The sequence below is a fragment of the Polynucleobacter sp. genome (assembly GCF_040400325.1).
GTDB lineage: Bacteria > Pseudomonadota > Gammaproteobacteria > Burkholderiales > Burkholderiaceae > Polynucleobacter.
Map to the genome: position 1 here is coordinate 58,597 of NZ_JBBAQK010000005.1, position 26,865 is coordinate 85,461.

Genomic DNA, 26,865 nt, shown 5'->3' on the forward strand with positions numbered 1-26,865 from the left:
TTCAGTTTTTATTTTTTGAGGCAATCACGAATTTCACGCAGCAACACAATATCTTCCGGTGCTGGTGGTACTGTTAGCCCATCGATGAAGCGAACCTTGTTAACGATTTTGATCATTTGAAAAATAACAAAAGCCAAAATAATAAAATTGATGGAAATTGTAATGAAATTACCATACGCAAAAACGGGTATCCCTGCCTTCTTGAGGGCATCGTATGTTCTAGGAATCCCTTCTGGAACATTGCCTAAAATAATGAACAGGTTAGTAAAGTCAATATGACCTCCAAAAAGAGTAGAAATAACTGGCATCACGATGTCATTTACCAAAGATTCAACGATTTTTCCGAATGCCCCGCCAATAATGACGCCCACTGCTAAATCAATGACATTGCCCCTAACTGCAAAGTCCCGAAATTCCTTTAAAACGGCCATAATTACCCTCCTTTTTGCCTGAATACTGATTTACTCAAGATTAACCCCACAACTTTCTTACTCACCCCACTTTTTACTTTAAAATCCTATCTTTAAGCAATTTCTATTCAAAAATACCCTTTTAGGAATTTTGTAAATGAGTGACAAGCCCTCTATGGACAAGGATCGTCGTAAATGGTTGATCGCTACCTCAGCGGTCGGCGGCGTTGGTGCAGCAGCAGCCCTTTACCCTTTTGTAGATAGTTTTGAGCCTTCCGAGCGCGCTAAGGCGGCTGGAGCTGCTGTTGAGATTGATATTGCTGGCATGAAGCCGGATGAAATGAGAATGGTTGAATGGCGCGGAAAGCCAGTTTGGGTCGTACGTCGTACTCCTGAGCAAGTTACTGAGCTGTCTAGAATTGATGCAGAGCTCGCAGATCCTGATTCTTTAAGGGATCCAGCCCAATACACCCCACCATATGCCCAAAATCAATGGCGCTCAATTAAACCTGAGTATTTTGTAGTGGTAGGCATTTGCACTCACTTAGGCTGCTCTCCAACGCCTAAGTTTGATGCAGGCGCACAACCTTCCTTGCCAAATACATGGCCAGGCGGCTACCTTTGCCCATGTCATGGATCGACTTTTGATATGGCAGGCCGTGTCTATAAAAATAAGCCAGCTCCAGATAACCTTGAAGTGCCGCCGCATATGTATTTGAGCGACACCATGATTCTGGTTGGTGAAGATAAGAAAGCATAAGGGGCGATAAATGGCATTTCATGAAAAAGTTGTTCCAGCTGACGCATCAGCTGCTCAAAAGGTGATGGCATGGGTTGATTCACGTTTGCCAGTGACTGCGGCCTTCAAGAAGCATATGAGTGAGTATTACGCTCCTAAAAACCTCAATTTCTTTTACATCTTTGGCGCACTAGCAATTGTTGTCTTGGCGATTCAGATCGTTACGGGCATTTTCTTAACAATGAACTACAAGCCTGATGCTGCAAAGGCATTTGAGTCTGTTGAATACATCATGCGTGAGGTTCCCTTCGGCTGGCTAATTCGCTATATGCATTCCACTGGAGCCTCAATGTTCTTCGTAGTGGTTTACATGCATATGTTCCGTGGTTTGATTTATGGCTCTTATCGAAAGCCACGTGAACTCATTTGGATTTTTGGTTGCGCCATTTTCTTGGCCTTAATGGGTGAAGCCTTCTTTGGTTACCTCCTCCCATGGGGTCAAATGTCTTACTGGGGCGCCCAGGTTATTGTGAATTTATTCTCGGCGATCCCATTGATTGGTCCAGACCTTTCCTTATGGTTGCGTGGGGACTATGTTGTCGGCGACGCAACGCTAAACCGTTTCTTTGCATTCCACGTAATTGCTATTCCACTGGTGTTAATTGGTCTGGTTGCAGCGCACATTCTTGCACTCCATGAGGTCGGTTCAAACAATCCAGATGGTGTAGAGATTAAAGATACCGTTGATGAAAAAGGTATTCCTTTAGACGGAATTCCGTTCCACCCGTTTTACAGCGTTCATGACGTCATGTATCTGGGCGGCTTCTTGATTATCTTTGCATCAATTGTTTTCTTTGCACCAGAGATGGGCGGTTATTTCTTAGAAGCGAATAACTTCATTCCAGCAAATCCATTTGTTACGCCAACGCATATTGCGCCGGTTTGGTATTTCACGCCGTTCTACTCTATGTTGCGCGCTACGACTACGAACTTCTTATTGCCTTTATGGATTTTCTTGGCAGTGATTCTTGGGATGTTTGCCCTTCAGTCGAAAGATATCAAGGTCAAAGGCGCTTGCGTAGCCATTGCAATAGTTTTGGCTGCTGGTTTTTATGTGCTTGATGCGAAGTTTTGGGGAGTTGTGATCATGGGTGGTTCCGTGGTGATCCTGTTCTTCTTACCTTGGTTAGATTATTCCCCAGTGAAGTCAATTCGCTATCGTCCACAATTCCATAAATATATTTATGGCACCTTTGTAGTGACCTTTGTGATTTTGGGTTACTTGGGTATTCAGCCACCATCACCCTTGTTTGAAAAGATTTCTCAGATTTGTACTATTTATTACTTGGGATTTTTCTTGGCAATGCCGTTCTGGAGCAAGCTTGGCACCTTCAAGCCAGTCCCAACGCGCGTTACTTTTGCAGCACATTAATAAACGCTCTGCACATTGGTAAAGAGAAATTAGGAACTAGTATGAAACGAATTCTGCAAACTTTAATGGGCATCTGCCAAGTAACGGTTGTGCTTGCTGCGATTGGCTTTGGTATGACTGCCAATGCCAGTGAAGGCGATTTTCCATTAGATGCTGCGCCTAACCGCGTCAACAACAATGCTTCATTACAAAATGGTGCAAAGATATTTGTAAACCATTGCTTGAACTGCCATTCAGCTACTAGCGTTCGTTATAACCGCTTGCGCGATATTGGCTTAACCGACCTTCAAATTAAAGATAACTTGATTTTGACAGATGCTAAGGTCGGCGATTTGATGACCATTGCCATGACACCAAAAGAAGGTAAAGCCTGGTTTGGTAAGACCCCACCAGATCTCTCTGTTGAGGCTCGAGCACGTAGTACTGATTGGCTCTATACCTACTTCCGTACTTTTTACAAAGACGATACAACCCAAACCGGTTGGAATAATTTAGTGTATCCAAATGTGGGTATGCCCCATGTGCTCTGGCAGTTGCAGGGTGAACGTGCTGCTAAGTTTGAGGAACGCAAGGATCCGCATGACCAAAGTAGAACTGAAAAAGTATTTGTAGGCTTTGAGCAACTCACTCCAGGTGTGATGAAACCACAAGAGTATGACGATAATATCGCTGACCTAGTTTCTTTCTTGTCTTGGATGGCTGAGCCAGTCCAACTTGAGCGTAAGCGCATTGGCGTTGTAGTGCTATTGTTCTTAGCGATTTTCACACTCTTGGCATGGCGTTTGAATAAAGCATATTGGAAAGATATTCACTGATAGCTTGTTTGGGCATCTTGATTGGTGTCCGTTAGTGAAAGATTTAGGCCGCTGTTGGTTGTGCATTTGATGTATTGAAGTAGAAATTTAAGGAAATAAATTTATGATGGTGTTGTATTCGGGTACTAACTGCCCATTCTCGCAACGCTGCCGTTTGGTGCTTTTCGAAAAAGGCATGGATTTTGAGATTCGTGATGTCGACTTGTTCAACAAGCCAGAAGATATCTCGGTAATGAACCCTTATGGCCAAGTTCCTATTTTGGTTGAGCGCGATTTAATTTTGTATGAGTCAAACATCATCAATGAATATATTGATGAGCGTTTTCCGCATCCACAGTTAATGCCGCCCGATCCAGTTGCACGCGCACGCGCACGACTCTTCCTCTTTAATTTTGAGAAAGAATTATTTGTGCATGTTGCGGCCCTGGAAAATGAAAAAGGCAAGGCTGCTGAAAAGACTCATGAAAAAGCGCGTTTAGCAATTCGTGATCGCTTAACTCAGCTGGCACCTATTTTTGTTAAGAATAAGTACATGCTGGGCGATGAGTTTTCAATGTTAGACGTAGCGATTGCGCCATTGTTATGGCGTCTTGAGCACTACGGCATTGATCTATCTCGTAATGCTGCTGCACTATTGAAATACGCTGAGCGTATTTTTAGTAGACCTGCATACATTGAAGCCTTGACCCCTTCTGAAAAGGTAATGCGCCGCTAAGCTGCACTTGCGGTTCATCACGAGTCAGAATGTCTGATATTCCAAGTAACAAGCCTTACCTAATCCGTGCTCTACATCAGTGGTGTACGGATTTTGGTTTTACACCCTTCATTGCCGTTTTTGTGGATGCCAGGGTTGAAGTGCCTATGGAGTTTGTGAAGAACGATGAGATCGTTTTAAACCTCTCCCTAGAAGCTTGCCATCAATTGCAATTAGATAATGACTGGATTAGCTTTCAAGCAAGATTTGGTGGGATTCCTAGAAAAATTATGGTGCCAGTCACTCATGTTCTTGCCATTTACGCGCGGGAAAATGGACAGGGTATGTCGTTTCCTTTTGATCCTGCAAAGGCGCGTGATTTGCACGTGGCAGATTCAAAGGATCAGACTCCTGAAAAGCCACCAACTAGCAAGCCATTCTTGAAGATTGTGAAATAGGCTAAAATATTGTCATTGCCCCTTTAGCTCATCTGGTAGAGCAACTGATTTGTAATCAGTAGGTAGTCTGTTCGAGTCGGACAAGGGGCACCAAATACAAAAGGCTTCTAGGTTAATTAACTGAGAAGCCTTTTTCTTTGTGGTTTTTATTGCGAATTGCTAGCTAGTAAATAAAAAACTAGTCACTTTTGAGTAGAAAGATACGTATAGCATTTTGATTAGCCACTTTTTCAATCGTTGCTGGGGAGAGATAAGGTAAAACCTTAGTTCTTAACTCAGTAATAATTTCAGAATAAGATGCATCAATTCCACAGCAAGGATCTGAGCCTAGTAATACTTGATCTGGATATGCTTCAATGAACTTTATCCAATTACTATATAAACCTCCTGAATCATAGGCATGGGGTGATCTTGGAATATTGAGTCGATTTACATGAACTGCACCTAAGCTTGAGACTTCGCAAACAATATTTTTGCGCTTGCTGAGTATTGCAGCAACATTATCTACATTCTTTGTGCTGAGGCAGTGGGATAGTACTGTGGTGGTATTGGGATAGCTAAGGGATAAATTTAAAATATCTTTCTCAAAGTCACCATCAAATTCAGCATGTATTTGTACGAAGCCACCATATCTATTGGCTATTTCATAAAACTTACGCATTGCAGGATTATCAGCTCTGATACTGCGGCGAATTCTTGGGGGTCCACTCGAAAGATTGTCGGTATGAAATTCGCCAAAACCCTTGATTTTTCCCTCTTTAAATAGTTCTTCCGAGCGAAGATATAAAGCTTTAAAGGTCTCATTGTCAGGATTAATCAATCCGCTTCTACCATCTTTAAAAAATACTTTAAAGAATTCTGCTTGGCCGACCGCTGGTATATATCTATCTCCCAACTCAGCCTGAACATCTTCTCGATAGTCACCAACTGCGCCTCCCCATTTAACTCCATTGGCATCCATCAATTCACGCCACCATTTAGCTGAACGTGGGTTTTGTTGATAGGTGTGCATATGTACATCAGCTATGGGTACAATTTTTGCTAATTCAATTGATTGCGGGGTGGGTTGTGAGTGCACTAAACCTGAAACTACTAGCAAGAAAATACTAAAGATTTTTTTAGGCATGATATTGCTTTAGTGGTGTAAATTTGTCTTGTGGGTTTCAGGTAAATACAGTAAAGCAACCAAAGCACCACTGGCTAAGAAGATAGTCGGATACCAAAGGCCCGCAACAGCACTATCCCATGTTTGATTAAGCCATGTCACTATCAATGGCAACAAACCACCAATCCATCCTGCGGCTAAGTTGTGTGGAAAGGTCGCAGCGCTATTTCTGGTTTTTGCCGGAAATAGTTCAGCTAGTAGTGCTGTTTGTGGCCCCACAACCAAGGCAAGCGAAAGCGAAAGCATTGTTAGGATCAGAACAATCATGCCTAGATTGTTTGCTTGTCCAAACTGCTGCAACAATTGATAAGCTGGGTGAATAAAAACGGCCCCAAGAATAAGTCCGCTGACTACTACAGGTTTTCGTCCAATCTTGTCAGATAACCAGCCCGCGAAAATTGTCAACGGTAATAAGACTAAAGTTGCATAGATGCTGAGCTGGTCAACTACTTGTGGTGCTAGTTTGACGGAAGTTTTGAGGAAGATGGCGGTATAGACTTGAACAGAAAAGAAGAGGACTGCGCCACCAGCAGAGACGCAGAAGAACAGTAAGAACATGCGCTTACGGGTATGGGCATCCTTGAAGTTACTCCGCAAAGGATTTTTTACTTTCTGACTATTTTTATTGAGCTCTAAAAACACTGGGGTTTCTTCCAGAGCCATACGCGCTTTAAATGCGATGATGAGCAAGACAAGCGAAATCCAAAATGGCACACGCCATCCCCAAGCTAAAAATTCTTCATTAGTGAGGTAATAACGAAGTAATGCAATTTGCAAAGTAGAAAATAAAATTCCTAGTGGGCCCATGAGTTGCAAAAAGCTTGTCTTTAATCCCCGATATTCATTTCCAGCATGTTCGGTTAGATAGACTGCGCTGCCTCCGATTTCACCGCCGGCCGATAGTCCTTGCATGAGGCGCAGGCTAACTAACAAGATAGGTGCCCAAATACCAATTTGGGCATAGGTGGGTAAAAAGCCTACGCTAAAGGTCGCAAAGCCCATCAAGGCAATCGTGATCATGAATACAGGTTTGCGGCCGATACGGTCGCCCATAGAGCCAAATAGAGCCGCTCCAATGGGTCTCACTACCATTCCAACGCCAAATGTTGCCAGGCTGGCTAAAAGGGCTGCATTGGGGTCGTTAGAAGGAAAGAATAGAGGAGCAAAAACCACCGCTAAAGTGGCAAATGTGAGGAAGTCGTACCACTCTAAAAAAGTACCAAAACACGCAGCAACGGCTACTTTTCGATAGGAGCGACCCGAATGATTTGGCTTTAAATGATTGATTTTATTCAATTTAATACTTTATTAGTCAATATTTGTTGCATAGCAGCAAAAAGTTCTTGCATTGTTATATCTCTTCAGTTACAGTTTCATGGTGCAGTGCAATATTTAAGGTAAACGAATTCTCCTTAAATGCACTTAATTGATTAGTTGTACCACTTAATTACTGGAGAAATACATGAACCAAGAACAAATCACCGCTAAATTGTCGCAAATTAACAGCAAGGGCCTCGAGACTTCATTTTCTTTAAGCGAAGCTGCTTTGGAAAATGCTCAGAAATTGGCCGAGTTGAACTACGCTGCATCTAAAGATGCCTTAGTAAATGCTCAAGATGGTATTCAGCAAGTTTTGACTGCTAAAGATCCAAAACAAGTTACTGAATTTTTGAACGCCGACGCATTGCAGTCTGCTGGTAACCAAGCTGCTGCATATCAAAAGAAAGTTTCTAAAGTATTACGTGATGGCAATAAAGAATTTGCAAACGTTGTTGATGCAAGCATCGATCAAATGCAAAATGGTTTCCAAGATTGGATCAACACGGTAGCGGCTAACGCACCTGCTGGTTCTGATGCATTTGTCTCTTCTTTTAAAACAGTATACGGAAGTGCATTGCAAGGTTTTGAGCAGTTCCGCGCTGCTAGCAAAGAAGCTTTTGCAACTGCAGAAAAAACTGCTGATCAAGCAATCGATGCTGTTCAAGATCAGATGGCTCAAGTTAAGAAAGCTGCTACACCTGCATCACGTAGCCGTAAATCAGCTTGATTTTTTTTTGAAGTAAATAGTTGCAGTATTGAAGTAATCGCTATTAAAAAACCCCGACTAGTCAAAACTAGTCGGGGTTTTTGTTTTATCAATTAAAAAATTATTCGGGATCTGCGCAAGACTCTATTAGTGGCATAGGTAATGCCTTGCTGGGCTTAACGCCCAGTTCGCGAACCTTCTCTGCAGAACGAATGAGATTACCTTTACCACTCTTTAATTTATTAAAGGCATCGTGGTAACTTGTTTGAGCTTGATCTAAACGCTGGCCTAGTTTTTCTAAGTCATCCACAAAGCCTACAAACTTATCGTAGAGATTGCCACATTGTTTTGCAATTTCTAAAGCATTGCGATTTTGATGATCCTGCCTCCACAAGTGAGCAACAGTTCGTAGAGTAGCCATTAAGGTACTTGGACATACAAGAACAATATTCTTTGCTAATGCCTCTTGATAAAGATTAGGGGCTGTCTTGAGGGCCAGTAAAAAGGCTGGTTCAATCGGCACGAACATCAACACAAAGTCTACGGAACCCACGCCATATAGGGAGCTGTAGTTTTTCCCGGAGAGGCCTTGGATATGTTGACGTAAGGACTGGATATGGGCCGTAAGCTCTTGTTCGGCAACACTTGAATCTGTTGCTTCTGCATGTCTTGCATAGGCGGTAATGGATACTTTGCTATCAACTACTAGACTGCGGCCCTCGGGAAGTTTGATGACTACGTCAGGCTGAAGTCGTGAGCCATCAGTTTGGGTATGACTATCTTGAACGAGGTACTCTTCACCCTTACGCAGGCCAGAAGATTCCAAAATAGATTCAAGCACAAGTTCGCCCCAGTTACCCTGAACTTTTGAGTCTCCCTTTAATGCTTGTGTCAAAGAGCGAGTCTCATCAGACATGCGAAGGTTGAGATTTGCTAGACGCTCGATTTCACTTTTAAGGGCAAAGCGCTCCCGGGCTTCATTGCCATAAGAGGTATTAACCTGCTCTTTGAACTCTGTTAACTTAGTTTGTAAAGGCTTTAAAAGCGCATCTAAGTTAGCGGCATTTTGTTCAGTAAAGCGCTTAGACTTATCTTCCAGGATTTCATTGGCAAGGTTTTTAAATTGGCTAGTCAATACCTCTTTAGCTTCATTGAGTGATTCAATTCTGCCTAAACCTTGCTTGCGTTCTGAGTCAAGCTCTGCTTCTAAGCGAATAGCACTCTGGATGGCTTGATCACGTTCAGTCCGCAAACTAATGACTGAAGCAGACTCAGCTTGTGCTTGCAGTTCAGTCCGCGCTAAGGCCGAGCGTAAATTCAATACATAAACTAAAAGGCCTACACAGAATACAACTGGTAGGCCAAATAGCAACAGCGAGCTTAGATCAAATGTCACAGAGGTGATTTTGAAATTAAGCTTGAATTAACTTTTTCAGTTCGCCAGATTCAAACATTTCAGTCATGATGTCTGAGCCGCCAATAAATTCACCATTGATATAGAGTTGCGGAATAGTAGGCCAATTGGAAAATTGTTTAATGCCTTGACGAATGCCTTCATCCTCCAATATGTTGACAGTATGTAGCTCATCAACTCCACTCGCGCGAAGAATATTGATAGCATTTCCTGAGAACCCACATTGAGGGAATTGAGCAGTACCTTTCATAAACAAGACTACGGGATGGCTTGTTACGATTTCTTTAATTTGAGCTTGTGTATCCATAAATTCTTTCTAGAAGAGCAGTATTTGTATTAATGCGCCTATGTAAATAAATCGGCGTCCACTTAATTTTAAGACTTTATCCCAAAAAAGGTTATTCAAAGGGCTTATTTGCGGCCTGAAGCAACCCTGCGGTGACCCGCTAAATCAAGATGGGCTTCAATATCTCTTAGGCCCGCTGATTTCATCAAATCCATCACAGCCTTAGACTGATCAAAGCCATGCTCTATGGCAATCAGCCCGTGGGGATTTAAGTGAGCTGAAGCGCTAGAGATGATGGCTTCTAGGCAGCTGAATCCATTTGCTTGGTCGGTCAATGCACCGAGGGGCTCAAAACGCAGGTCACCTTGCTGCAAGTGGGGATCACCTTTTTCAATATAAGGCGGATTACTCAGGATGAGATCAAAGATTGCATCCTCACCAATTGCGGCATACCAGCTACCTAGGGCAAATTGCACCCGCCCTTCCAGATTTGAGTGCTTAGCATTGGTTTTGGCAATTGTTAGGGCTTCTATAGACTGATCGGTTGCTGTTACTAGTGAATCTGGAGCAGCACTAGCAATTGCTAGTGCAATGGCTCCGGAGCCAGTACCTAAATCGAGCAAGCTTGCTTTGCCACCAAGCCTGTTGATTTCACGAAGTCCAATCTCAACAAGCAATTCCGTTTCTGGGCGCGGAATTAAAACACCTGGTGCCACCTGCAATTCAATATTGTGGAAGCCTTTCTTGCCTACGAGATAGGCAATGGGTTCACCATTGAGGCGCTTGGCTTCAAGCTCCTTCCAATTGGCAAGGGCATCTGCGCTGAGCACCATCTCATCCTGAGAGATTACGGCTGAGCGGGGTAGTTGATAGTATTGCTCTAGCACATGGGCAAGTAATAGGCGTGCTTCGCTTTGGGGAAGACTAGAGTTGCGTAATAAGTCACGCAAAGATAAATCAGCACTCATCAAAGTTTAGCTATCACCCAGTGCGGCAAGTAATTCAGCTTGATGCTCGGAGGCAAGGGCATTGTAGAGGTCATCTAGATCACCATCCATCATGGCATCAATCTTATAGAGAGTGAGATTAATGCGGTGATCACTAATGCGTCCCTGTGGAAAGTTATAGGTACGAATGCGGTCACTACGATCGCCAGAACCAATTAGCGATTTACGAGTTTGGGCTTCTAGTTGATGCTTTTCACGTTGGCGTGCATCCATGATGCGCGATACCAATACCTTCATTGCTTGTTCACGATTTCGATGTTGGCTACGATCATCTTGACACTCAACGACAGTGCCAGTGGGTAAGTGGGTAATCCGTACTGCAGAATCGGTTTTATTAATATGCTGGCCACCAGCGCCAGAGGCACGGAAGGTATCGATGCGCAGTTCTGCGGGATTAATTTTGACAGCCTCTAATTCGTCAGCCTCAGGCATGACGGCTACTGTACAAGCAGAAGTGTGAATACGTCCTTGCGTTTCAGTTTGGGGAACACGTTGAACGCGATGACCACCAGATTCAAATTTGAGTCGTGAATAGACTGATTGCCCGACTAAGCGTAGAACAACTTCTTTGTACCCACCTAGATCAGATTCAGCAGAGCTGACGATTTCTACTTTCCAGCTCTGACGTTCCGCAAAGCGGGTATACATACGCAATAGATCTCCTGCAAATAAGGCACTCTCATCACCACCTGTGCCCGCACGGATTTCTAAAAACACATTACGTTCATCATTTTCATCTTTGGGAAGTAGGAGTTTTTGCAAGATCCCTTCAAGCTCTTCCATCGTTGCTGTTGCTTGCTTTTGCTCATCGTCGGCAAAGTCCTTCATCTCCGGATCCTTGCGCATTTCCTCTGCTGCTTGCGCATCTGCTTCAGCTTGCTTGTAAAGGCCAAATTGCTCTACAACGGTGGCAATGTCGGAATGCTCGCGCGTGAGTTTCCGATAAGCATCCATATCTTTAGTCGCTTCTTCGGAAGTTAACAGGGAGTTGAGTTCGGCTAAGCGCGTATCTAGGTAATCTAGCTTAGCCCGCATGCTGGGCTTCATTTAATGATCTTCTGGCTTGGGATGCGAGGCAAATAGCTTAGGCAATAACTTCATTAGAGCGTCACGCTCAGCACCATTGGAGTGTTGTAGTGCATGGAGTGAACCATGTAAAAATTTATTAGTCAGGCCTTGGGCCATTGCATTGAGGACTTCTTGAGGATCATCCCCCCGCATGAGGCGTTTCATTGCACGCTCAAGCTCAAGTTGTCTTAAGCGTTCGCCTTGCTGCTGTATATCCTGAATGATCGGCACTGCATTGCGCCCATCCATCCAATGCATAAAGTTGCCAACGCGATCTTCAATGATCGCCTCAGCCTGGCTAACAGCAGCTTGCCGCAAATTGGCGCCAGTCTGAATCATGAGACCTAAATCGTCTAAGGTATACAGATACACATCAGCAAGTCTGGAGATTTCAGGCTCAAAGTCACGCGGGACAGCCAAGTCAATCATGACCATGGGTTTACGACGACGTAATTTCAGGGCACTTTCCACCATACCCAGACCAATGATAGGTAAGGAGGAGGCAGTGCTCGAAATAATAATGTCGAATTCATGGAGACGCCCAGGTAGCTCCGAAAGTCTGAACGATTCAGCCTCTACATTTTGAGAAGAAATAATGTCTGCAAGTTCTTGACCTCGTTCAATCGTGCGATTGGCAATCGCTACATTTTTGGGTTTGCGTGCTACAAAGTGAGTTGCACACAGGGTAATCATGTCACCAGCACCAATAAATAAAATCCGCTGATCGGAAATCTTTTCGAAGATGCGTTCTGATAAGCGAACAGATGCGGCGGCCATTGAAATTGAATGCGCACCTATTTCTGTTGAGCCACGAACTTCCTTGGCAACAGCAAATGTTTTCTGAAACAGTTGGTTTAGGTAAGTCCCTAAAACTCCTGCATCATTGGCAGTTCTAACCGCATCTTTCATCTGTCCCAAGATTTGGGTTTCGCCAATGACCATTGAATCTAGACCGCATGCCACCCTAAAAGCGTGACGAACCGCATCCGATTGGGGAAGAGAATAAATATGGGGCTGAAGACTGCTTGGGGCCAGCCCTTGGGTTTTGGCAAGCCAATCAAAAGTCGCTTCATGTAAGAGTTCGGCCGCGCTAGCATCATTGGCAGCACAATAGACTTCAGTGCGATTGCAAGTTGACAAAATAGTTGCCTCGGGAAGCCCAGCCTGATTCTCGCCAAGGAGATGTTGACGAAGATCGTGCAACGCTTCTTGAAGAAATTCGGGGTCAAAGGCGACCTTTTCCCGAATGGCGACCGGCGCTGTGTGATGATTGATGCCGAGTGTCAACAACTTCATAATGGTGATTATAGATTTGATGACGCTATTAATGGGGGTAACAATGGGGTTTTTGGCTTTTCTGGTGATTGGCGGTGTATCGGGGGCATCGGCTTGGATTTTTTACCCTGGCAGGTCTAGCGGATCAAAGCCGGTAAAGCTCTTATTTGCTGGCTTTCTAGGCTTTATTGCAGCCGCTGCCAGCGCCTATTTGGGACAGTACGCCGGTTTTTTTCAGTCTGGGCAGATGCTTGAGTGGCTAAGTGCTATTTTTGCATCCTGCCTAGTGGGATGTATCTTCACCGCTATCGCTAAATAGTCTATAGCTATACCAATCCAAGCCAAAGTGCCAAGGCTCGGTTCACTCGAACCAATAGGGGCTCTTCTATTTTCCCGATAACCGAACCAATCTTTTCTTTTTTGATGCTCATGATTTTATCCATTTGAATTTGACTATCTTTTGATAGACCATTCAATTTGCTTGGAGCAATATCAAGACGAAATATTGGCCCCTGAATTAATCTGCTAGAAATTAATGCAACCGTAATAGTTTCATGTATGTCATTAAAGACATCCGATTGAAGAACTAATGCAGGCCTTGGTTTTCCAAAATCTCCCTGAAGAGCAATAGTCACAATTGAGCCGCGCTTCATACGCCCTGTAAATCAGACAAGGCAAGATCCAAAAAGGTCATCAGTTCATGGTCTTCTCGGTCAGATTTCGCAGCTAAAGCGGATTGAAGGCGACATTCTTCTATAAAACCTGCTATTCGAGTATCTGGAACCCAAATTTGAACAGGCTTTAGTCCAGATGCGCGCAGGGCAAGACGATGCTTTTGAACCCTTTTAGCTGTATTGGATGACATTTTTTATTTCCCTAGCGATGTTACAGGTAACATTTTAACGAAAACCTTGCTTTTACATCAGCATTATTTAAATGCCCAGATTAAACAAGGTCTATTTGATGGGAGTTGGCGAAATTTTCTATCCATTGAATGGGGGTCTCACCGTGTTGCACTAGCCACTCATTGGTCTTAACAAAATGACCACAGCTTTTCTGATCACCAGGCTCTAAGAAAGGCCGGTCAGTTTTATAGACACCCAGTCCTGAAGGGTGGGACGATTGCAAAATGAGCTGTTCAGAAGCATTGGCTATCAGAGGTAATTTGGATTGTGCATGACCACCCCAAAGCATCCAAACCAAATTCGGCTTGTGTTGAGCTAAGGCACAAATTAATTGATCAATCAAACTCTTCCATCCAAGATTGGCATGACTCCCTGCCTCACCTAATTTCACACTCAAGGCGGTATTTAGGAGTAGCACGCCTTGTTTAGCCCAAGGCAGTAAATCACCATTAGGAAGATGACCAAACTGTTCAAGAGCAAGCGCTTTGCCAATATTGCGGAGTGAGCTTGGGAATGCACGCGAATTGATTGGAATATCCGCAGGGATTGAAAATGCCAGTCCTTGAGCAAGTCCTGGTGAGTGATAGGGGTCCTGGCCCAAAATAACAACCTTGACTTGATCAACGGTCGTTAATTGCAAGGCTTTGAAAAAAAACTCGGGCTTGGGCCCAATCATTTGAGGTTCTTGGATCAACAGCGCTTGCAGATTATCTTTTAATGCTACCCACTCTCTAGATTCAAAATAATCGCCTAGCAGCTCTCGCCAGTCTTTTGGAATGTCAACTTCAGAAAAAGAATACATCAAATCAATTAGGTGTTTTTTGTACTGCTGAGCTCATATTGAGTAGGCGTAGTGGCTTTCAGTAGAGCCAAGCGCTCATGCATCAAATCATCCCGATAAAAGCAAATGCTGATATTTTGATTTTCTGAAAGTCCAGCAAGAACCTTATCCCAGCGTGCGCTAGTGATGCGTTGACCATTGATGCTAGCCAATAAATCACCCGCTGATAGCCCAGCTGCTTGGGCAATTCCTCCATCTAAAACATGGGTCACTTTGAGCCAGCCATTAGCATCGCTATAACGCATACCAAATTGAAGCTTTAGCTTTTCAAGCTTGGATACTGGTTTTAGTTGAACTGAGATATATTTTGAGGCAATCCATTTTTGAATGGGTATATCTTCAGTGCCAAATATATACTTGCGCTTTATTTCATGCCAAGTTTTTGTAAAATCGCTTCCCAAAAGATCGGAGAGCAGAATATCTAGACTATCCTCAGCAAGGCCCTCCATAGTGACACCATGCCTTTTCCAAATGAGTCGCATCAGGTCATCTAAAGACTTCTGATTTTTAGAAAAAGCTCTAATTTGTAGATCTAGCCCTAATGCAAGTAAGGCACCCTTACCGTAGTAGCTCACTACTGCATTTGGGGTATTTTCATCAGCCTGGTAATACTTATTCCAAGCATCAAACGAGCTATCTGCAAGACTTTGTTTCTGCCGTCCTGGGCCACGCAAAATTCCATTCCAGTTATCGGCAACTAATTTCAAATACGTTTTGAGGTCTATCCGTTTGCTACGAAACAGCTGAAGATCATCATAGTAGCTGGTGAAGCCCTCAAATAGCCAGAGCAGGCGAGTATGATTTCTGCGGTCAAGTTGGTAAGGTTGGAATGCTTTCGGTTGGATGCGCTTTACCAACCATGCATGAAAATACTCATGACTGCATAAGCCTAAAAACTCCCTATAAATACTTTCTTCATAAAGTATCCCGCTTTGAGGAATCTGATCACGGCGACATAGTAAAGCAGTGCTATTACGGTGTTCAAGACCGCCATAGCCATTGAGTACCGCATTGACTAAGAATAGGTAGTGATTAAACGGCGCCTTTTTGGATTGAGGTTCAAATAGATTAATCGTAGAGGTACAAATTGCTTGTAGATCATCTGCTAGTTTTACTGAATCTATCGAGTTCACGCAGCCTTGAATCACCATGCGATGAGGTATCCCATTAGATTTCAACTGCACTATTTGAAATTCACCCATAGCAACTGGATGATCAAGTAAGTCCTCGTAATCTTTCGCTAGATAGAAACCAAAACCTTGTGAATCAGTTTTTGCTGACCTCATGCTAGTTTGCACTGACCAGTGATCGGCAGACGCTACTTCTGGTGCAACAATGGCAAGAGAACACGGCAAATGCTCTTGCCCTTTTACTGCTAGACATAAGCTACTAGCATTAAAGAATGCTCGCTCAGTATCGAGATAGGCTGCTCGAACTGAGGAATCAAAGGCATAGACTGTAGTGATAATGTCTACGGCAGCACAGTTCTGAGGTAGGCGCCAGCGGTCGTTATCAATTCGATCTAAAGAAACAGGTTTGATATTTTCCCCAGTCGTATATGCCTGAATAGATTCAATATGTTTACTGAAATCTCGAATCAGATAGCTGCCTGGAATCCATGCTGGCATTTCTAATATTTGACCATTGGGGTCTGGATTGGTAATGTGCAGCTTGACCCGAAAGCGATGGCCATGCAGGTCAGCTGGCCATATGGTGTATTGAATTGCAGGAAGATCTGAGTGACTCATGATGTTTATTTAAGTGAGCTAAATTTCTTTTCAATGTCCGCAATCTGAACCGCACCAGGAAAACGACTGCCATCAGTAAAGAAAAGGGTCGGTGTACCAGTGATGCCATAAGACTTTGCAAAAGCCAAATTTTTATCTAGTGGGGTGGTGCAATCACTCTTACCGCTAGGAGTAAGCCCATTAACCATCCAATCTATATAGGTCTTATAAGGATCACTAGAGCACCATATTTGTTTTGATTTGAGAGCTGAGTCTGCCGACAAAATAGGAATCAGATAGGTGTAGATGGTGACGTTATCTAGCTGCTGTAATGACTTGTCAAGACGCTTACAGTAGCCACAATTCGGATCAGAAAATACTGCTAGTTGTCGGCTACCATTCCCGCGGACTGTTTTGATCGCATTTGCTGTTGTGAGGTCAGCCCACTTAATCCGATTTATATCGGCTTGCCTTTGTTCGGTAATATTTTTACCTGTGGCCAGCTCAATGATTTCTCCTTGGATCAGATATTTTCCGGTACTGTCTGAATAGAAGACATCATTACCAACTAACACTTCATATAGACCTGCGACAGGAGACGGAGAAACGCTGCGTACTTTGGCGTTACTACCTAATTTCTTCTGGAGCTCAGTCTTGAGTTGTTGTTCTGCTTGTGCATGAGCGGTGCCGATGCAAAAAAGAGCGCTAAGGACGAATAGGCCACTAAAAAAAATTTTATTCAAAATCAATATCCCCTAAGGCGCGCTCAATGAGGCGTTGTTTCATAAAGTGACTTCTGTTAACTAACCCAAGACCCCAATTGCGGAGTTGACGCTCTGGATTGCTGCTTGCAGAAAATAATCTTTTCAGTTTATCGGTGACCCACAGTAGCGCAGTAGTGTCTCCTTGGCGCTGGCGTTCATAACGACGCAATAGAACTGGGTCACTCACTGAGCGAAAGGACTCACGCTTACCAAGAATATTGAGTAAAACGGCCACATCACGAAGGCCTAAATTTAAGCCCTGTCCGGCTAGCGGATGCATCACGTGGGCAGCATCACCAATCAGGGCAATCTTTGGAGAAGATTCTGGACCAATAAATCGACTCGCCCGAATTTTTCTTAATGGGAAAGCTGCAGGCGCTGAATTCAGGGTGAGCTCACCCAATTGTTTGCCAATAGCAGCATTGGCGACAGTGCTTAAAAGATCGGACCATCCATTTTGGTCAAGCTTCAAAAGTACAGATGCATTTTCTGGAGAAGTTGACCAAACCATTGATACTTGTTTGTTTGGCAGGGGCAGCATCGCAATGATGTCACCGCCTGGTAAAAACCACTGAAAAGCAGTTTCAAGGTGAGGATAGGTGCATGTCCAATTGGCCACTACAGCGCTTTGAGAATAACTTTCTTCGCTGGTGCTAATTCCCAATTCACTGCGGATAGGTGAGTTTGCGCCATCGGCTGCAATTACCAGTTGCGCTTGAATGACATCTCCATTTTTTAAATTAAGCGTGACACCCTCGTGATCAGTATCTATTTTTTCGACAACATCAGTTAAGCGCTCTAATTTATTTTGAAAACGAGATGCTTGATCAAGAATATGTTCAACCAGATTGGATTCGCCAATCCATGCTAATTGAGGTGTACCCGCTTCGAATGCCGATAGGTGGAGTTGATCATTCTTTTCGCCCCGATCTCCATAAATCCGCATATCCCTTAAAACTTGAATGCGGGAATGATCTAGGGCATCCCAAATTTGTAGATAGGCTAATAATTTTTGTGTGCTGAGCGAAAAAGCGTAAACCCGTTGACCCCATTGATCTCCTTCTGGGCTTGGTACGGTTTGCCCCAAATCGGGAGCGATTTCAATAGTATTTAGGCCAAGCTGCGCTAATCCTAAGGCGCAAGCTTTGCCAACAATCCCTCCTCCAATAACGGCAACGTCTACGGTGCGAACTTTAATGGGATGTGGAGGGGATTTAGTGGAGATTTTTGGGTGAACTTCTGACATAACTCCATGATATCGAATCCAGCCCCTTTACAATAAGCCCATGTCTTTAAAATGTGGCATCGTCGGCCTGCCTAATGTCGGCAAATCTACCCTCTTTAATGCGCTTACCAAGGCTGGGATCGCAGCGGAAAACTATCCTTTCTGCACGATTGAGCCTAATGTGGGCATTGTTGAGGTTCCTGACTCCCGCTTAGCTGCACTGGCTGAAATTGTGAAGCCTGAGCGCATTCTGCCGGCCGCAGTCGAGTTCGTCGATATTGCAGGTTTAGTAGCAGGCGCCTCTAAAGGGGAGGGTCTAGGCAATCAATTTTTAGCCACTATTCGCGAAACCGATGCTATTACCCATGTCGTCCGTTGTTTTGAGGATCCAAACGTCATCCACGTTGCCGGAAAAATCGATCCAATTGCTGATATCGGAGTGATTGATACAGAGCTGGCTCTATCCGATTTAGCCACTGTTGAAAAGACATTAAATCGCTCAACTAAGGCTGCAAAGTCTGGTAATGATAAAGAAGCTGCTGCTTTGGTAGCTGTGCTGACTAAAGTTCAGGCGCATTTAGATACTGCTCAACCGGTACGGAGTTTGCCGCTCACAGCAGAAGAGAAACTAGTCATTCAGCCACTGTGCTTAATTACTGCAAAGCCTGCAATGTATGTTGCTAATGTGAAAGAAGACGGCTTTACTAATAACCCTCATTTAGAGGCAGTAAAGCAACATGCTGCAAAAGAAAATGCACCGGTAGTTGCCGTATGTGCAGCGATTGAAGCTGAAATTGCCGATTTAGATGATGCTGACAAAATTGAATTTTTGGCTGATCTTGGCATGGAAGAGCCAGGCTTGGATCGTGTCATCAGAGCGGGCTATTCTTTACTTGGTCTTCATACTTATTTCACAGCTGGCGTAAAAGAGGTAAGGGCTTGGACTATTCACCAAGGTGATACAGCTCCTCAGGCAGCTGGGGTGATTCATACGGATTTCGAGCGTGGATTTATTCGCGCCCAAACCATTTCTTATGATGACTTCATTCGTTTTAAGGGCGAGTCAGGCGCTAAAGAGGCCGGCAAGATGCGGGCTGAAGGCAAAGAGTATGTCGTGAAAGATGGAGATGTATTGAACTTCTTATTTAATGTTTAAATAAAATATTCATTACTTTAGAAGCAAAAAAGCCCTCTCATGAGGGCTTTTTATTACATAGCAAATTGTAATAAAGTAGCAGCTTCTTAACCGGCTTTCGCTGCTTTCTCTAAGCATTTAGAAATTTCTTCATAACGTTTAAAAGCTAGCTTTGTTGGCACCACTTCTTTTTTCCGTCCATCAGCATTAGCAGCCATTTTGATATAACCCATTGCATTAAGATTTTTCAAGCGGCCATGCAAGGTAGCTTGGGAGCCTAGTTCAGAGAGTGAAATTAAATCCCCTACTAAGATTGTTTTTTTAGCGAATGAAGCGAGCACAATTTTATCGAGCAAGCTTTCCTCTGTACGATCGAGCTTTTTACCGGGATTCATGCGGTCGATAGCATCCAGTAAATTGAGAAAGCGCAGATAAGAAGTTTTATTGGTTAGCATGGTGTGGGGATTACTGAATTGAATTAGGAAACTTGTAATTTTTATTAGTATATCCGTATTAGCCCTTAGGCGCACTTGTATGGAACTTGTATGCAAGTTTGAAAAAATAAACCATACTCATGAACAATGCTAAAAGTGCTCTCTTCCAATTTTGCTGGCTGGCTCTTTGAGTTTGCACTCAGCTCGGTTTTGTACTTAATCTTGTTTTATCTCAATGATTGGTTAACCACTGAATTAATGTATGGCTTAGGGGTTCATTGGATTTATCTACCCGCTGGCTTGAGATTATTTCTGATCTTGATCTTTGGGCTCCCCGGGGCTTTAGGGATTGGTTTTTCCTCCTTCTTACTGAGTTACTACGGAGTCTTTTCTCAAGATTTAGTGGCATGTATTGGCATTGCTTTAATTTCAGGATTTGCACCTTATTTAGCCAGAATCTTCGTTTTGAATAATATTCAATTGGAGCCCGATCTAAGTAACCTCAGTCTCCAAAAACTGATGATGTGTATTTTGCTTTTTGCCTTATTGAGCGCTGGCCTTCACCAGTGGTGGTTCTCGATCATGGGGCTTGAGGATACTGGAACGATAAATCACTTTCTCGTGATGCTGCTTGGAGATATCTTGGGCTCACTATTGTTGATTGCCATCTTTAAATACGGCATTCAGCTTTTAAGGAATACTAGGAAAATAGCTCGCTAAGAGCTAGCCCTGGATCGCTTGCCCGCATAAATGCTTCACCAACCAAAAATGCATTTACTTGCTTTGAGCGCATCAGTTGAACATCAGAGCGACTCAGAATGCCTGACTCTGTTACCAAAGTTTTATTCTTGGGAACCATGGACATGAGCGATAGCGTTGTCTGCAGGGTGACTTCAAAAGTTTTGAGATTACGATTATTGATTCCTAGTAAAGGCGTTTTTAATTCAAGCGCTTGTTCTAGTTCAGGTGCGTTGTGTACTTCTACTAGAACATCTAAACCTAATTCGTGAGCGCACGCTTCAAGCTCTTTCATTTGATTGAGCTCTAAGCAGGCAACAATTAGCAAAATGGCATCTGCGCCAATAGCACGAGCTTCATAGACTTGGTAAGGGTCGATGGTAAAGTCTTTGCGGAGTACGGGAATAGTGCAAGCTGCGCGGGCCTCTTGTAGATAAGCATTGCATCCTTGGAAATAATCTACATCCGTTAGTACTGATAAACCTGCCGCACCATACTTTTCATAAGAGCGAGCAATTTCTGCGGGATTAAAGTTTTCTCGCAAGACGCCTTTACTAGGGCTCGCCTTTTTGATTTCAGTAATAACGCCCGCTTGGCCAGAGGCAATTTTTTGTTGAATGGATTTAATGAAACCACGGGGCTTTAAAACAGGGCTTTGATTATTTTCTAGAGCTATTTCGCGCTGATTTCCCAATGAAATTTGCTTGGAGATATTAGCAATCTCAATCTTTTTAGTCGCAACAATTTTTTCGAGGATATCACTCATAAATACTTATTTAGATTGGGTTGCAGCGACAAACGCATCGAGTTTTTGGCGAGCGGCGCCTGAGCTTATTGCAGTTTTAGCCATAGCAATACCACTTGTAATATCTTTCGCAACGCCAGCTACATAAAGCGTGGCGCCAGCATTGAGGCAAACGATGTCGCCAGCTGCCCCGGGCTCATTATTAAGTACATCCAAAACAATTTTTTTGGACTCCTCCGCATTGGCTACTTTGAAGCTGCTTGTGAGGGCGGTATTGAGCCCAAAGTCTTTGGGGTGGATTTCATATTCACGTACGACACCATCTTTAAGCTCGCCAACGAGTGTTGGACCTTCTAGGGAGATTTCATCTAAACCATCACAGCCATAGACCACTAAAGCATGCTCCATTCCTAAGGCCTGTAATACCCGCGCTTGTATTCCAACTAAATCTGCATTAAATACCCCCATTAAGATGCGCTTTGCATCAGCGGGGTTGGTAAGGGGTCCCAAGATATTGAAAATAGTGCGCACACCCAATTGTTTGCGAATGGGAGCAACATTTTTCATGGCCGGATGATGGTTGGGTGCGAACATAAAGCCAGCACCCACTGCAGAAATACATTGAGCTACTTGTTCAGCCGAGAGGGCAAGATTGACGCCTAGAGCCTCTAGTACATCGGCACTGCCCGATTTACTGCTAACACTGCGGTTTCCATGTTTCGCAATTTTAGCGCCCGCACTGGCGGCTACAAACATCGCTGCTGTTGAAATATTAAAAGTATGAGCGCCATCACCACCGGTACCCACTACATCTACCAAATGAGCATGATCCTCCACGTGAACAGAAGTTGCAAATTCGCGCATCACTTGAGCAGCAGCAGCAATTTCGCCAACCGTTTCTTTTTTTGTGCGAAGCGCTACTAGGAAGCCAGCTACTAGTTCTGGTGACATTTCACCGCTCATGATGAGTCGCATCATAGCTGTCATTTCATCATGAGACAGTTCACGGTGCTCAATACAACGTTGGAGGGCTTCTTGAGGAGTAATCGACATATAAGCTCTAGATGAATTATTTAATTTGTAAAAAATTTTTGAGTAGAGCATGACCATGCTCAGACAGAATCGACTCTGGGTGAAACTGCACGCCTTCCACCGCAAGCTCACGATGGCGTACACCCATAATCTCGCCGTCAGAAGAAGTGGCTGTCACTTCCAGTACCGTAGGTAATGAGCTCTTTTCAATCGCGAGAGAGTGATAGCGAGTCACTTTAAAGGGGTTAGGTAAGTTCTTAAAAACACCCGCCCCGGTATGATGAATGTCATCTGTCTTACCATGCATGACTTTTTGCGCGCGAATGATGTTGCCACCAAATGCTTCGCCAATTGCCTGGTGTCCAAGACAAACTCCGAGAATCGGAATTTGTCCGGCATAGCGTTTAATAGTTTCAACAGAAATACCAGCTTCTGCTGGGCTACAAGGTCCAGGAGAGATGCAAATACGTGCAGGGTTGATTTTTGCAATTTCTTCAACGGCAATTTCATCATTCCTAAATACTTTGACATCCTCGCCTAGCTCTGCAAAATATTGGACTAAGTTGTACGTAAAAGAATCGTAGTTATCAATCATCAGAAGCATCGAGTCCTCCTTGTACTAAATCAGCCGCAGTAAGGACAGCACGTGCTTTAGCTTCAGTCTCTTTCCATTCTGCTGTAGGGTCAGAGTCGGCTACTACACCAGCGCCCGCTTGGGAGTGCAGCATGCCATCACGAATGACGCCAGTGCGAATAGCAATCGCCACGTCCATGTCACCTGAGAAAGAGAGGTAGCCAACTGCTCCACCATAAACTCCGCGTTTGATAATTTCCATTTCATCAATGATTTCCATTGCACGAATTTTAGGCGCTCCTGATAGAGTGCCCGCTGGAAAGGTGGCGCGTAGTACATCCATATTACTCATATTGTCCAGCAGATGACCTTCTACTGAGCTCACGATATGTTGAACATGGGAGTATTTTTCAATCGACATGGAGTCCGTGACCTTCACCGAGCCAGTTTTAGCAATACGCCCAACATCATTACGCGCTAAATCAATCAACATGACGTGCTCGGCGATTTCCTTAGGGTCAGCTAAGAGTTCTTTAGCAAGCCGTTCATCCTCAGTAGGATTGGCTCCGCGTGGACGAGTTCCAGCTAATGGTCGAATCGTAACAATTTTTTCTGCATCACGCTGCTCTTGGCGTACCAAAATTTCTGGAGAAGACCCAACAATTTGCATATCTCCAAAATCATAAAAATACATATAAGGCGATGGATTGAGGGAGCGCAAGGCCCTATAAAGCGCCAATGGTGAATCTGTAAATGGTTTGCTGATTCGCTGACCAATCACCACTTGCATGCAGTCGCCAGCCAAAATATATTCTTTTGTTCTACGTACAGCGTTTTCAAAATCTTCCACTTTAAATTTGCGGATCAACTCAGTCTTCTTACTCGGTAGCGATGCAGGCATGCTAACAGGCTTATTAAGACAGGTAAGTAATTCTTTTAAGCGCTCATGAGCGCTGTCAAAACTTTCTGGCTGACTTGGGTCTGCATACACTATCAAATAGATTTTGCCCGCGACGTTATCAATCACTGCCAAATCTTCCGTTAACATCAGCTGAATATCAGGTACTCCTAATTCGTCTGGCAATGAATGTTTGGCAAGACGCGCTTCAATATATCGGACTGTGTCATAGCCAAAATAACCAGCAAGACCACCACAAAAGCGTGGCAAGCCTGGCGGAAGAGCAACCCTAAAGCGCTTGAAATAAGCATCAATAAAGTCGAGTGGGTTATCGGTATTGCTTTCTACTACCTTGCCATCCCTTATTACTTCATTTACAGGCGCAGAAGGTGTACCAACAGTTTTAAGGATAGTCTTAGCTGGTAAGCCAATAAAAGAGAAGCGCCCAAAACGTTCTCCACCTAAAACAGATTCAAGAAGATAAGTATTGGTTTTACCAAAGGCTTGAGTAAGTTTGACGTAGAGCGATAAAGGGGTTTCAAGATCCGCAAGCACTTCTTTTACTAATGGAATGCGATTGAAGCCCTGCTTCCCGAGGGCGTTAAATTCTTCACGCTGCATCAGGCTCTACTCGACTTTCCCAATTCTGTGCGCATTATTTCAATGACGGAGGCGTAATTGTCTTGTCCAAAAATGGCTGAGCCTGCAACAAAAGTATCGGCACCTGCTTTTGCAATCTGTGCAATGTTGTCAACCTTAATTCCACCATCTACTTCAAGCCGTATATGACGACCAGTATCGGCTTGATACTGGTCTAAGCGTGCACGCACTTGTGCAATTTTATTGAGGGTGCTTGCTATAAAAGATTGACCACCAAATCCCGGGTTTACTGACATTAGTAAGACTAGGTCAAGGAGATCTAGAGTATGGTCAAGATGATCTAAAGGAGTCGCTGGATTAAAAACCAATCCTGACTGACAGCCTTGGTCTCGAATCAAATTGAGTGTACGGTTAACGTGAGGACTTGCCTCTGGATGAAAGCTGATTAGGTTAGCGCCAGCTTTTGCAAAATCCGGAACAATACGATCCACGGGTTCGATCATGAGGTGAACATCAATCACTGCTAGCTTGCCATTTTTTACAGCATGTGGACGAATAGCCTCACAGACTAGAGGCCCAATGGTGAGGTTCGGTACATAGTGGTTGTCCATGACATCAAAGTGAATCCAATCAGCGCCTGCTAGCAAAACATCTTGAACTTCTTTGCCTAGGCAGGCAAAGTCAGCCGACAAAATAGAGGGGGCAATGACAAATTGGCTTTGGGATGGTGATTTTTGGCTTTCCATTCCTAGATTCTAGCTTGCAGTTGGCCTCAGGATAGAGCAGAATTCGTGCATGAACCCCCACGAAATCAGTATTACGGTTAAAACCCAGTACCTGCCAGAGCAATCTGACCCAGATAACCGCCAGTTTGCCTTTGCCTATACGGTCACTATTCGTAATACTGGGACTGCCAGCATTCAGTTAATAGCCCGTCATTGGTTTATTACTGACGGGGATAATGAGGTCCAGGAAGTTCGTGGTTTGGGAGTGGTTGGGCAGCAACCTCTATTGCGCACAGGGGAGCAATTTGAGTACACCAGTTGGGCTACTTTACCTACTCCTGCAGGCACAATGCGTGGGGAGTATTTTTGTGTGACTGAAGAGGCGCAGTTTTTCCAGGCTCCGATCCCAGAGTTTGCTCTGGTGATGCCTCGCACACTTCACTAGGCCTATTTTTTGCCTTTACCAGTCCAGAGGACGATAAACAGCAAAAGTCCCAATGCAATAGCGCCCTCAGCAACAAAGAGCAACATGGGGTACTGATCGAGTAAATTGGCAATCATGTTTTCACCATTTAAATTAACAAATCTTGTCTTACAACGGTCTTTAGTAATGAGTGTATCCGCTATCTTGATTGGGAGTTTGATGGCTGGCTGCTCAAGCCCTCCTACTCGTGGAGCGGGATATCGTTCAGGCCCTGTCACGGTTCCCTCAAATTACAGCTCTCCTATTGCGAGTTTTAGCGCAGTCTCTTGGCAGGCTCTCCCAGGATGGCAAGAGGATGATTTATCTCAAGCATGGCCTGCTTGGTTAAAGAGTTGTGAAGCCTTGCGTATGCGAAATAGTGAGCTCAATTGGCGACAGGTTTGTTCGCAAGCCGTAAGTGTTTCTGTAAGTGATGCTCAAGCTATCCGTCGATATTTTGAAAGCAACTTTCAGCCTTTCGAAATTCGCAATAGTGCCGGCAGTGAAACAGGACTCATTACTGGATATTACGAACCAGTGATGAATGGTTCACAAACTCGGACTAGTCTTTACAACGTGCCTTTATATGCTTATCCCAATGTATGGCGCCAAACAAGGCCTAACCCTGGCCCGAGCCGAGCTGAGTTGATGAGTTCGGGAATCTTGAAAGGTTCTGAGATTGCTTGGGTTCAAGATCCAGTAGCTGCAGCATTTATGCAAATTCAAGGCTCAGGAAAAATTCGCCTACAAGATGGTCGTGTAATGCGCCTAGGCTATGCCGGGAACAATGAACAACCCTTCAAGTCATTTGCGCAATGGTTACTGGATAAAAAAGAAATTAATCGAAGTGAAGCAACAATGCAGGGAATTTCAAAATGGGCCAAACGTAACCCCGATCGGGTTAACGACATGCTCAATGCAAATCCACGCTTTGTATTTTTTAAAGAACTCCCTGGAAATGTTAGTGCAGACCTTGGGCCTACAGGGGCATTAAATGTCCCATTAACGACCGAGCGCAGTATTGCTATCGATTTACAAGCAATGCCACTAGGAGCGCCCGTATTTTTGGCAACGACTAGACCCTTAAGTAATCAACCCTTACAAAAATTAGTCATGGCACAAGATACTGGCAAAGCGATTGTCGGAGGCGTTAGAGCAGACTACTATTGGGGTTCAGGGGATGCCGCTGGAGAGTTGGCTGGGCGCATGAAACAAAATGGCAAGATGTGGGTATTGCTACCACGCTAATTGAGTACATCTTAGAAAGAGA

31 protein-coding genes and 1 tRNA gene are annotated in these 26,865 nt (G+C 44.0%); 12 read left to right on the top strand and 20 right to left on the bottom strand.

Annotated elements, in window-relative coordinates:
• Nucleotides 1–8 precede the first annotated feature (8 nt).
• Nucleotides 9–431, bottom strand: a complete 423-nt coding sequence (gene mscL / locus ABWP14_RS05565) for a large conductance mechanosensitive channel protein MscL (RefSeq protein ID WP_353201986.1) — start codon at nt 429–431, stop codon at nt 9–11.
• A 136-nt stretch (nt 432–567) separates the two neighbouring features.
• Between mscL and petA the strand changes: the two genes are divergently transcribed.
• The 6 genes from petA to ABWP14_RS05595 all read left to right on the top strand — a co-directional run bounded on the left by petA (nt 568) and on the right by ABWP14_RS05595 (nt 4,641).
• Nucleotides 568–1,170, top strand: coding sequence for a ubiquinol-cytochrome c reductase iron-sulfur subunit (petA, locus tag ABWP14_RS05570; RefSeq protein WP_353201987.1), 603 nt, complete (start codon nt 568–570; stop codon nt 1,168–1,170).
• A gap of 10 nt (nt 1,171–1,180) precedes the next feature.
• On the top strand, nt 1,181–2,581 hold the full coding sequence (locus ABWP14_RS05575; protein WP_353201988.1) for a cytochrome b: 1,401 nt from the start codon (nt 1,181–1,183) through the stop codon (nt 2,579–2,581).
• 41 nt (nt 2,582–2,622) lie between these two features.
• Nucleotides 2,623–3,396, top strand: a complete 774-nt coding sequence (locus ABWP14_RS05580) for a cytochrome c1 (RefSeq protein WP_353201989.1) — start codon at nt 2,623–2,625, stop codon at nt 3,394–3,396.
• A gap of 103 nt (nt 3,397–3,499) precedes the next feature.
• The gene (locus tag ABWP14_RS05585; RefSeq protein WP_028819209.1) at nt 3,500–4,111 is read left to right on the top strand and encodes a glutathione S-transferase N-terminal domain-containing protein; all 612 of its coding nucleotides are present in this window, start codon (nt 3,500–3,502) and stop codon (nt 4,109–4,111) included.
• Between the two features lie 29 nt (nt 4,112–4,140).
• Nucleotides 4,141–4,548 carry a ClpXP protease specificity-enhancing factor gene (locus ABWP14_RS05590; RefSeq protein ID WP_353201990.1) on the top strand — a complete coding sequence of 136 codons (408 nt, stop codon included), beginning with the start codon at nt 4,141–4,143 and terminating at the stop codon, nt 4,546–4,548.
• Between the two features lie 17 nt (nt 4,549–4,565).
• Nucleotides 4,566–4,641: transfer RNA gene (locus ABWP14_RS05595), tRNA-Thr, on the top strand.
• Between the two features lie 85 nt (nt 4,642–4,726).
• Here the strand turns inward: ABWP14_RS05595 and ABWP14_RS05600 are convergent.
• Both ABWP14_RS05600 and ABWP14_RS05605 read right to left on the bottom strand, forming a co-directional pair.
• Nucleotides 4,727–5,674, bottom strand: a complete 948-nt coding sequence (locus ABWP14_RS05600; protein ID WP_353201991.1) for an amidohydrolase family protein — start codon at nt 5,672–5,674, stop codon at nt 4,727–4,729.
• A gap of 9 nt (nt 5,675–5,683) precedes the next feature.
• Nucleotides 5,684–7,009, bottom strand: coding sequence for an MFS transporter (locus tag ABWP14_RS05605; RefSeq protein ID WP_353201992.1), 1,326 nt, complete (start codon nt 7,007–7,009; stop codon nt 5,684–5,686).
• A 166-nt stretch (nt 7,010–7,175) separates the two neighbouring features.
• Here ABWP14_RS05605 and ABWP14_RS05610 point away from each other — a divergent pair, with 166 nt between their 5' ends.
• The gene (locus tag ABWP14_RS05610) at nt 7,176–7,760 is read left to right on the top strand and encodes a phasin family protein (RefSeq protein ID WP_353201993.1); all 585 of its coding nucleotides are present in this window, start codon (nt 7,176–7,178) and stop codon (nt 7,758–7,760) included.
• Nucleotides 7,761–7,860: 100 nt separating this feature from the next.
• Here the strand turns inward: ABWP14_RS05610 and ABWP14_RS05615 are convergent, their stop codons facing one another.
• From ABWP14_RS05615 to hemA, 5 genes are all read right to left on the bottom strand, one after another.
• Nucleotides 7,861–9,135: a DNA recombination protein RmuC gene (locus tag ABWP14_RS05615; RefSeq protein WP_353201994.1), complete on the bottom strand. Its 1,275-nt coding sequence runs from the start codon at nt 9,133–9,135 to the stop codon at nt 7,861–7,863.
• A gap of 16 nt (nt 9,136–9,151) precedes the next feature.
• Complete coding sequence (grxD, locus tag ABWP14_RS05620; RefSeq protein ID WP_353201995.1) at nt 9,152–9,460, bottom strand: Grx4 family monothiol glutaredoxin; 309 nt, start codon at nt 9,458–9,460, stop codon at nt 9,152–9,154.
• A gap of 104 nt (nt 9,461–9,564) precedes the next feature.
• Nucleotides 9,565–10,407: a peptide chain release factor N(5)-glutamine methyltransferase gene (gene prmC / locus ABWP14_RS05625; RefSeq protein ID WP_353201996.1), complete on the bottom strand. Its 843-nt coding sequence runs from the start codon at nt 10,405–10,407 to the stop codon at nt 9,565–9,567.
• 6 nt (nt 10,408–10,413) lie between these two features.
• Nucleotides 10,414–11,493 (bottom strand): peptide chain release factor 1, encoded by a 1,080-nt coding sequence (prfA, locus tag ABWP14_RS05630; protein ID WP_353201997.1) that lies wholly within the window; start codon nt 11,491–11,493, stop codon nt 10,414–10,416.
• Nucleotides 11,494–12,810: a glutamyl-tRNA reductase gene (hemA, locus tag ABWP14_RS05635; protein WP_353201998.1), complete on the bottom strand. Its 1,317-nt coding sequence runs from the start codon at nt 12,808–12,810 to the stop codon at nt 11,494–11,496. It abuts the gene before it with no gap.
• 1 nt (nt 12,811) lies between these two features.
• On the opposite strand from hemA, the gene ABWP14_RS05640 reads away from it, so the two are divergent.
• Complete coding sequence (locus ABWP14_RS05640) at nt 12,812–13,108, top strand: hypothetical protein (protein WP_353201999.1); 297 nt, start codon at nt 12,812–12,814, stop codon at nt 13,106–13,108.
• Between the two features lie 7 nt (nt 13,109–13,115).
• On the opposite strand, the gene ABWP14_RS05645 is transcribed toward ABWP14_RS05640, so the two are convergent.
• The 6 genes from ABWP14_RS05645 to ABWP14_RS05670 form a co-directional block, all read right to left on the bottom strand.
• Complete coding sequence (locus ABWP14_RS05645) at nt 13,116–13,442, bottom strand: type II toxin-antitoxin system PemK/MazF family toxin (RefSeq protein ID WP_353202000.1); 327 nt, start codon at nt 13,440–13,442, stop codon at nt 13,116–13,118.
• On the bottom strand, nt 13,439–13,654 hold the full coding sequence (locus tag ABWP14_RS05650; RefSeq protein ID WP_353202001.1) for an antitoxin MazE family protein: 216 nt from the start codon (nt 13,652–13,654) through the stop codon (nt 13,439–13,441). Before ABWP14_RS05650 ends, ABWP14_RS05645 begins: the two co-directional genes overlap by 4 nt.
• An 80-nt stretch (nt 13,655–13,734) precedes the next feature.
• Nucleotides 13,735–14,496 (bottom strand): uracil-DNA glycosylase, encoded by a 762-nt coding sequence (locus tag ABWP14_RS05655; RefSeq protein WP_353202002.1) that lies wholly within the window; start codon nt 14,494–14,496, stop codon nt 13,735–13,737.
• Between the two features lie 8 nt (nt 14,497–14,504).
• On the bottom strand, nt 14,505–16,283 hold the full coding sequence (locus ABWP14_RS05660; protein WP_353202003.1) for a M61 family metallopeptidase: 1,779 nt from the start codon (nt 16,281–16,283) through the stop codon (nt 14,505–14,507).
• A gap of 5 nt (nt 16,284–16,288) precedes the next feature.
• Nucleotides 16,289–17,005 (bottom strand): DsbC family protein, encoded by a 717-nt coding sequence (locus tag ABWP14_RS05665; protein ID WP_353202004.1) that lies wholly within the window; start codon nt 17,003–17,005, stop codon nt 16,289–16,291.
• A complete protein-coding gene (locus ABWP14_RS05670) occupies nt 16,998–18,272 on the bottom strand; it encodes an FAD-dependent monooxygenase (RefSeq protein ID WP_353202005.1) in 1,275 nt (424 codons plus the stop codon). The genes ABWP14_RS05665 and ABWP14_RS05670 overlap by 8 nt, the downstream gene beginning before the upstream one ends.
• A gap of 40 nt (nt 18,273–18,312) precedes the next feature.
• On the opposite strand from ABWP14_RS05670, the gene ychF reads away from it, so the two are divergent.
• Nucleotides 18,313–19,407 carry a redox-regulated ATPase YchF gene (ychF, locus tag ABWP14_RS05675; RefSeq protein ID WP_353202006.1) on the top strand — a complete coding sequence of 365 codons (1,095 nt, stop codon included), beginning with the start codon at nt 18,313–18,315 and terminating at the stop codon, nt 19,405–19,407.
• An 86-nt stretch (nt 19,408–19,493) separates the two neighbouring features.
• Here the strand turns inward: ychF and ABWP14_RS05680 are convergent, their stop codons facing one another.
• Nucleotides 19,494–19,841 (bottom strand): hypothetical protein, encoded by a 348-nt coding sequence (locus ABWP14_RS05680; RefSeq protein ID WP_353202007.1) that lies wholly within the window; start codon nt 19,839–19,841, stop codon nt 19,494–19,496.
• A gap of 126 nt (nt 19,842–19,967) precedes the next feature.
• On the opposite strand from ABWP14_RS05680, the gene ABWP14_RS05685 reads away from it, so the two are divergent.
• On the top strand, nt 19,968–20,540 hold the full coding sequence (locus ABWP14_RS05685; RefSeq protein WP_353202008.1) for a hypothetical protein: 573 nt from the start codon (nt 19,968–19,970) through the stop codon (nt 20,538–20,540).
• On the opposite strand, the gene trpC is transcribed toward ABWP14_RS05685, so the two are convergent.
• The 5 genes from trpC to rpe are packed head-to-tail and all read right to left on the bottom strand — an operon-like array spanning nt 20,521 to nt 25,153.
• Entirely contained in the window at nt 20,521–21,324 is an 804-nt protein-coding gene (gene trpC, locus ABWP14_RS05690; protein WP_353202009.1) for an indole-3-glycerol phosphate synthase TrpC, read from the bottom strand. The two genes, ABWP14_RS05685 and trpC, sit on opposite strands and share 20 nt — an antisense overlap.
• A 6-nt stretch (nt 21,325–21,330) precedes the next feature.
• The gene (trpD, locus tag ABWP14_RS05695) at nt 21,331–22,356 is read right to left on the bottom strand and encodes an anthranilate phosphoribosyltransferase (protein ID WP_353202010.1); all 1,026 of its coding nucleotides are present in this window, start codon (nt 22,354–22,356) and stop codon (nt 21,331–21,333) included.
• A 16-nt stretch (nt 22,357–22,372) separates the two neighbouring features.
• Nucleotides 22,373–22,939: an anthranilate synthase component II gene (locus ABWP14_RS05700; RefSeq protein WP_353202011.1), complete on the bottom strand. Its 567-nt coding sequence runs from the start codon at nt 22,937–22,939 to the stop codon at nt 22,373–22,375.
• Nucleotides 22,923–24,428 carry an anthranilate synthase component I gene (gene trpE / locus ABWP14_RS05705; RefSeq protein WP_353202012.1) on the bottom strand — a complete coding sequence of 502 codons (1,506 nt, stop codon included), beginning with the start codon at nt 24,426–24,428 and terminating at the stop codon, nt 22,923–22,925. Before trpE ends, ABWP14_RS05700 begins: the two co-directional genes overlap by 17 nt.
• Nucleotides 24,428–25,153 (bottom strand): ribulose-phosphate 3-epimerase, encoded by a 726-nt coding sequence (rpe, locus tag ABWP14_RS05710; protein ID WP_353202013.1) that lies wholly within the window; start codon nt 25,151–25,153, stop codon nt 24,428–24,430. The genes trpE and rpe overlap by 1 nt, the downstream gene beginning before the upstream one ends.
• Nucleotides 25,154–25,202: 49 nt before the next feature.
• Here rpe and apaG point away from each other — a divergent pair, with 49 nt between their 5' ends.
• Both apaG and mltA read left to right on the top strand, forming a co-directional pair.
• Nucleotides 25,203–25,577, top strand: a complete 375-nt coding sequence (apaG, locus tag ABWP14_RS05715) for a Co2+/Mg2+ efflux facilitator ApaG/CorD (RefSeq protein WP_028819232.1) — start codon at nt 25,203–25,205, stop codon at nt 25,575–25,577.
• Nucleotides 25,578–25,742: 165 nt separating this feature from the next.
• Nucleotides 25,743–26,843: a murein transglycosylase A gene (gene mltA / locus ABWP14_RS05720; protein WP_353202014.1), complete on the top strand. Its 1,101-nt coding sequence runs from the start codon at nt 25,743–25,745 to the stop codon at nt 26,841–26,843.
• Nucleotides 26,844–26,865 lie beyond the last annotated feature (22 nt).

Excerpts from the sequence above, each read along its gene's own strand:
- prfA (WP_353201997.1), bottom strand. The coding sequence starts at position 11,493 with ATGAAGCCCAGCATGCGGGCTAAGCTAGATTACCTAGATACGCGCTTA.
- ychF (WP_353202006.1), top strand. The coding sequence starts at position 18,313 with ATGTCTTTAAAATGTGGCATCGTCGGCCTGCCTAATGTCGGCAAATCT.
- ABWP14_RS05585 (WP_028819209.1), top strand. The coding sequence starts at position 3,500 with ATGATGGTGTTGTATTCGGGTACTAACTGCCCATTCTCGCAACGCTGC.
- ABWP14_RS05670 (WP_353202005.1), bottom strand. The coding sequence starts at position 18,272 with ATGTCAGAAGTTCACCCAAAAATCTCCACTAAATCCCCTCCACATCCC.
- ABWP14_RS05600 (WP_353201991.1), bottom strand. The coding sequence starts at position 5,674 with ATGCCTAAAAAAATCTTTAGTATTTTCTTGCTAGTAGTTTCAGGTTTA.
- prmC (WP_353201996.1), bottom strand. The coding sequence starts at position 10,407 with ATGAGTGCTGATTTATCTTTGCGTGACTTATTACGCAACTCTAGTCTT.
- ABWP14_RS05660 (WP_353202003.1), bottom strand. The coding sequence starts at position 16,283 with ATGAGTCACTCAGATCTTCCTGCAATTCAATACACCATATGGCCAGCT.
- petA (WP_353201987.1), top strand. The coding sequence starts at position 568 with ATGAGTGACAAGCCCTCTATGGACAAGGATCGTCGTAAATGGTTGATC.
- ABWP14_RS05580 (WP_353201989.1), top strand. The coding sequence starts at position 2,623 with ATGAAACGAATTCTGCAAACTTTAATGGGCATCTGCCAAGTAACGGTT.
- mscL (WP_353201986.1), bottom strand. The coding sequence starts at position 431 with ATGGCCGTTTTAAAGGAATTTCGGGACTTTGCAGTTAGGGGCAATGTC.
- rpe (WP_353202013.1), bottom strand. The coding sequence starts at position 25,153 with ATGGAAAGCCAAAAATCACCATCCCAAAGCCAATTTGTCATTGCCCCC.
- grxD (WP_353201995.1), bottom strand. The coding sequence starts at position 9,460 with ATGGATACACAAGCTCAAATTAAAGAAATCGTAACAAGCCATCCCGTA.
- trpC (WP_353202009.1), bottom strand. The coding sequence starts at position 21,324 with ATGAGTGATATCCTCGAAAAAATTGTTGCGACTAAAAAGATTGAGATT.
- trpE (WP_353202012.1), bottom strand. The coding sequence starts at position 24,428 with ATGCAGCGTGAAGAATTTAACGCCCTCGGGAAGCAGGGCTTCAATCGC.
- ABWP14_RS05650 (WP_353202001.1), bottom strand. The coding sequence starts at position 13,654 with ATGTCATCCAATACAGCTAAAAGGGTTCAAAAGCATCGTCTTGCCCTG.
- ABWP14_RS05700 (WP_353202011.1), bottom strand. The coding sequence starts at position 22,939 with ATGCTTCTGATGATTGATAACTACGATTCTTTTACGTACAACTTAGTC.
- mltA (WP_353202014.1), top strand. The coding sequence starts at position 25,743 with ATGAGTGTATCCGCTATCTTGATTGGGAGTTTGATGGCTGGCTGCTCA.
- ABWP14_RS05655 (WP_353202002.1), bottom strand. The coding sequence starts at position 14,496 with ATGTATTCTTTTTCTGAAGTTGACATTCCAAAAGACTGGCGAGAGCTG.
- ABWP14_RS05640 (WP_353201999.1), top strand. The coding sequence starts at position 12,812 with ATGGTGATTATAGATTTGATGACGCTATTAATGGGGGTAACAATGGGG.
- ABWP14_RS05575 (WP_353201988.1), top strand. The coding sequence starts at position 1,181 with ATGGCATTTCATGAAAAAGTTGTTCCAGCTGACGCATCAGCTGCTCAA.
- ABWP14_RS05685 (WP_353202008.1), top strand. The coding sequence starts at position 19,968 with ATGCTAAAAGTGCTCTCTTCCAATTTTGCTGGCTGGCTCTTTGAGTTT.
- ABWP14_RS05610 (WP_353201993.1), top strand. The coding sequence starts at position 7,176 with ATGAACCAAGAACAAATCACCGCTAAATTGTCGCAAATTAACAGCAAG.
- hemA (WP_353201998.1), bottom strand. The coding sequence starts at position 12,810 with ATGAAGTTGTTGACACTCGGCATCAATCATCACACAGCGCCGGTCGCC.
- trpD (WP_353202010.1), bottom strand. The coding sequence starts at position 22,356 with ATGTCGATTACTCCTCAAGAAGCCCTCCAACGTTGTATTGAGCACCGT.
- ABWP14_RS05590 (WP_353201990.1), top strand. The coding sequence starts at position 4,141 with ATGTCTGATATTCCAAGTAACAAGCCTTACCTAATCCGTGCTCTACAT.
- ABWP14_RS05645 (WP_353202000.1), bottom strand. The coding sequence starts at position 13,442 with ATGAAGCGCGGCTCAATTGTGACTATTGCTCTTCAGGGAGATTTTGGA.
- ABWP14_RS05680 (WP_353202007.1), bottom strand. The coding sequence starts at position 19,841 with ATGCTAACCAATAAAACTTCTTATCTGCGCTTTCTCAATTTACTGGAT.
- apaG (WP_028819232.1), top strand. The coding sequence starts at position 25,203 with ATGAACCCCCACGAAATCAGTATTACGGTTAAAACCCAGTACCTGCCA.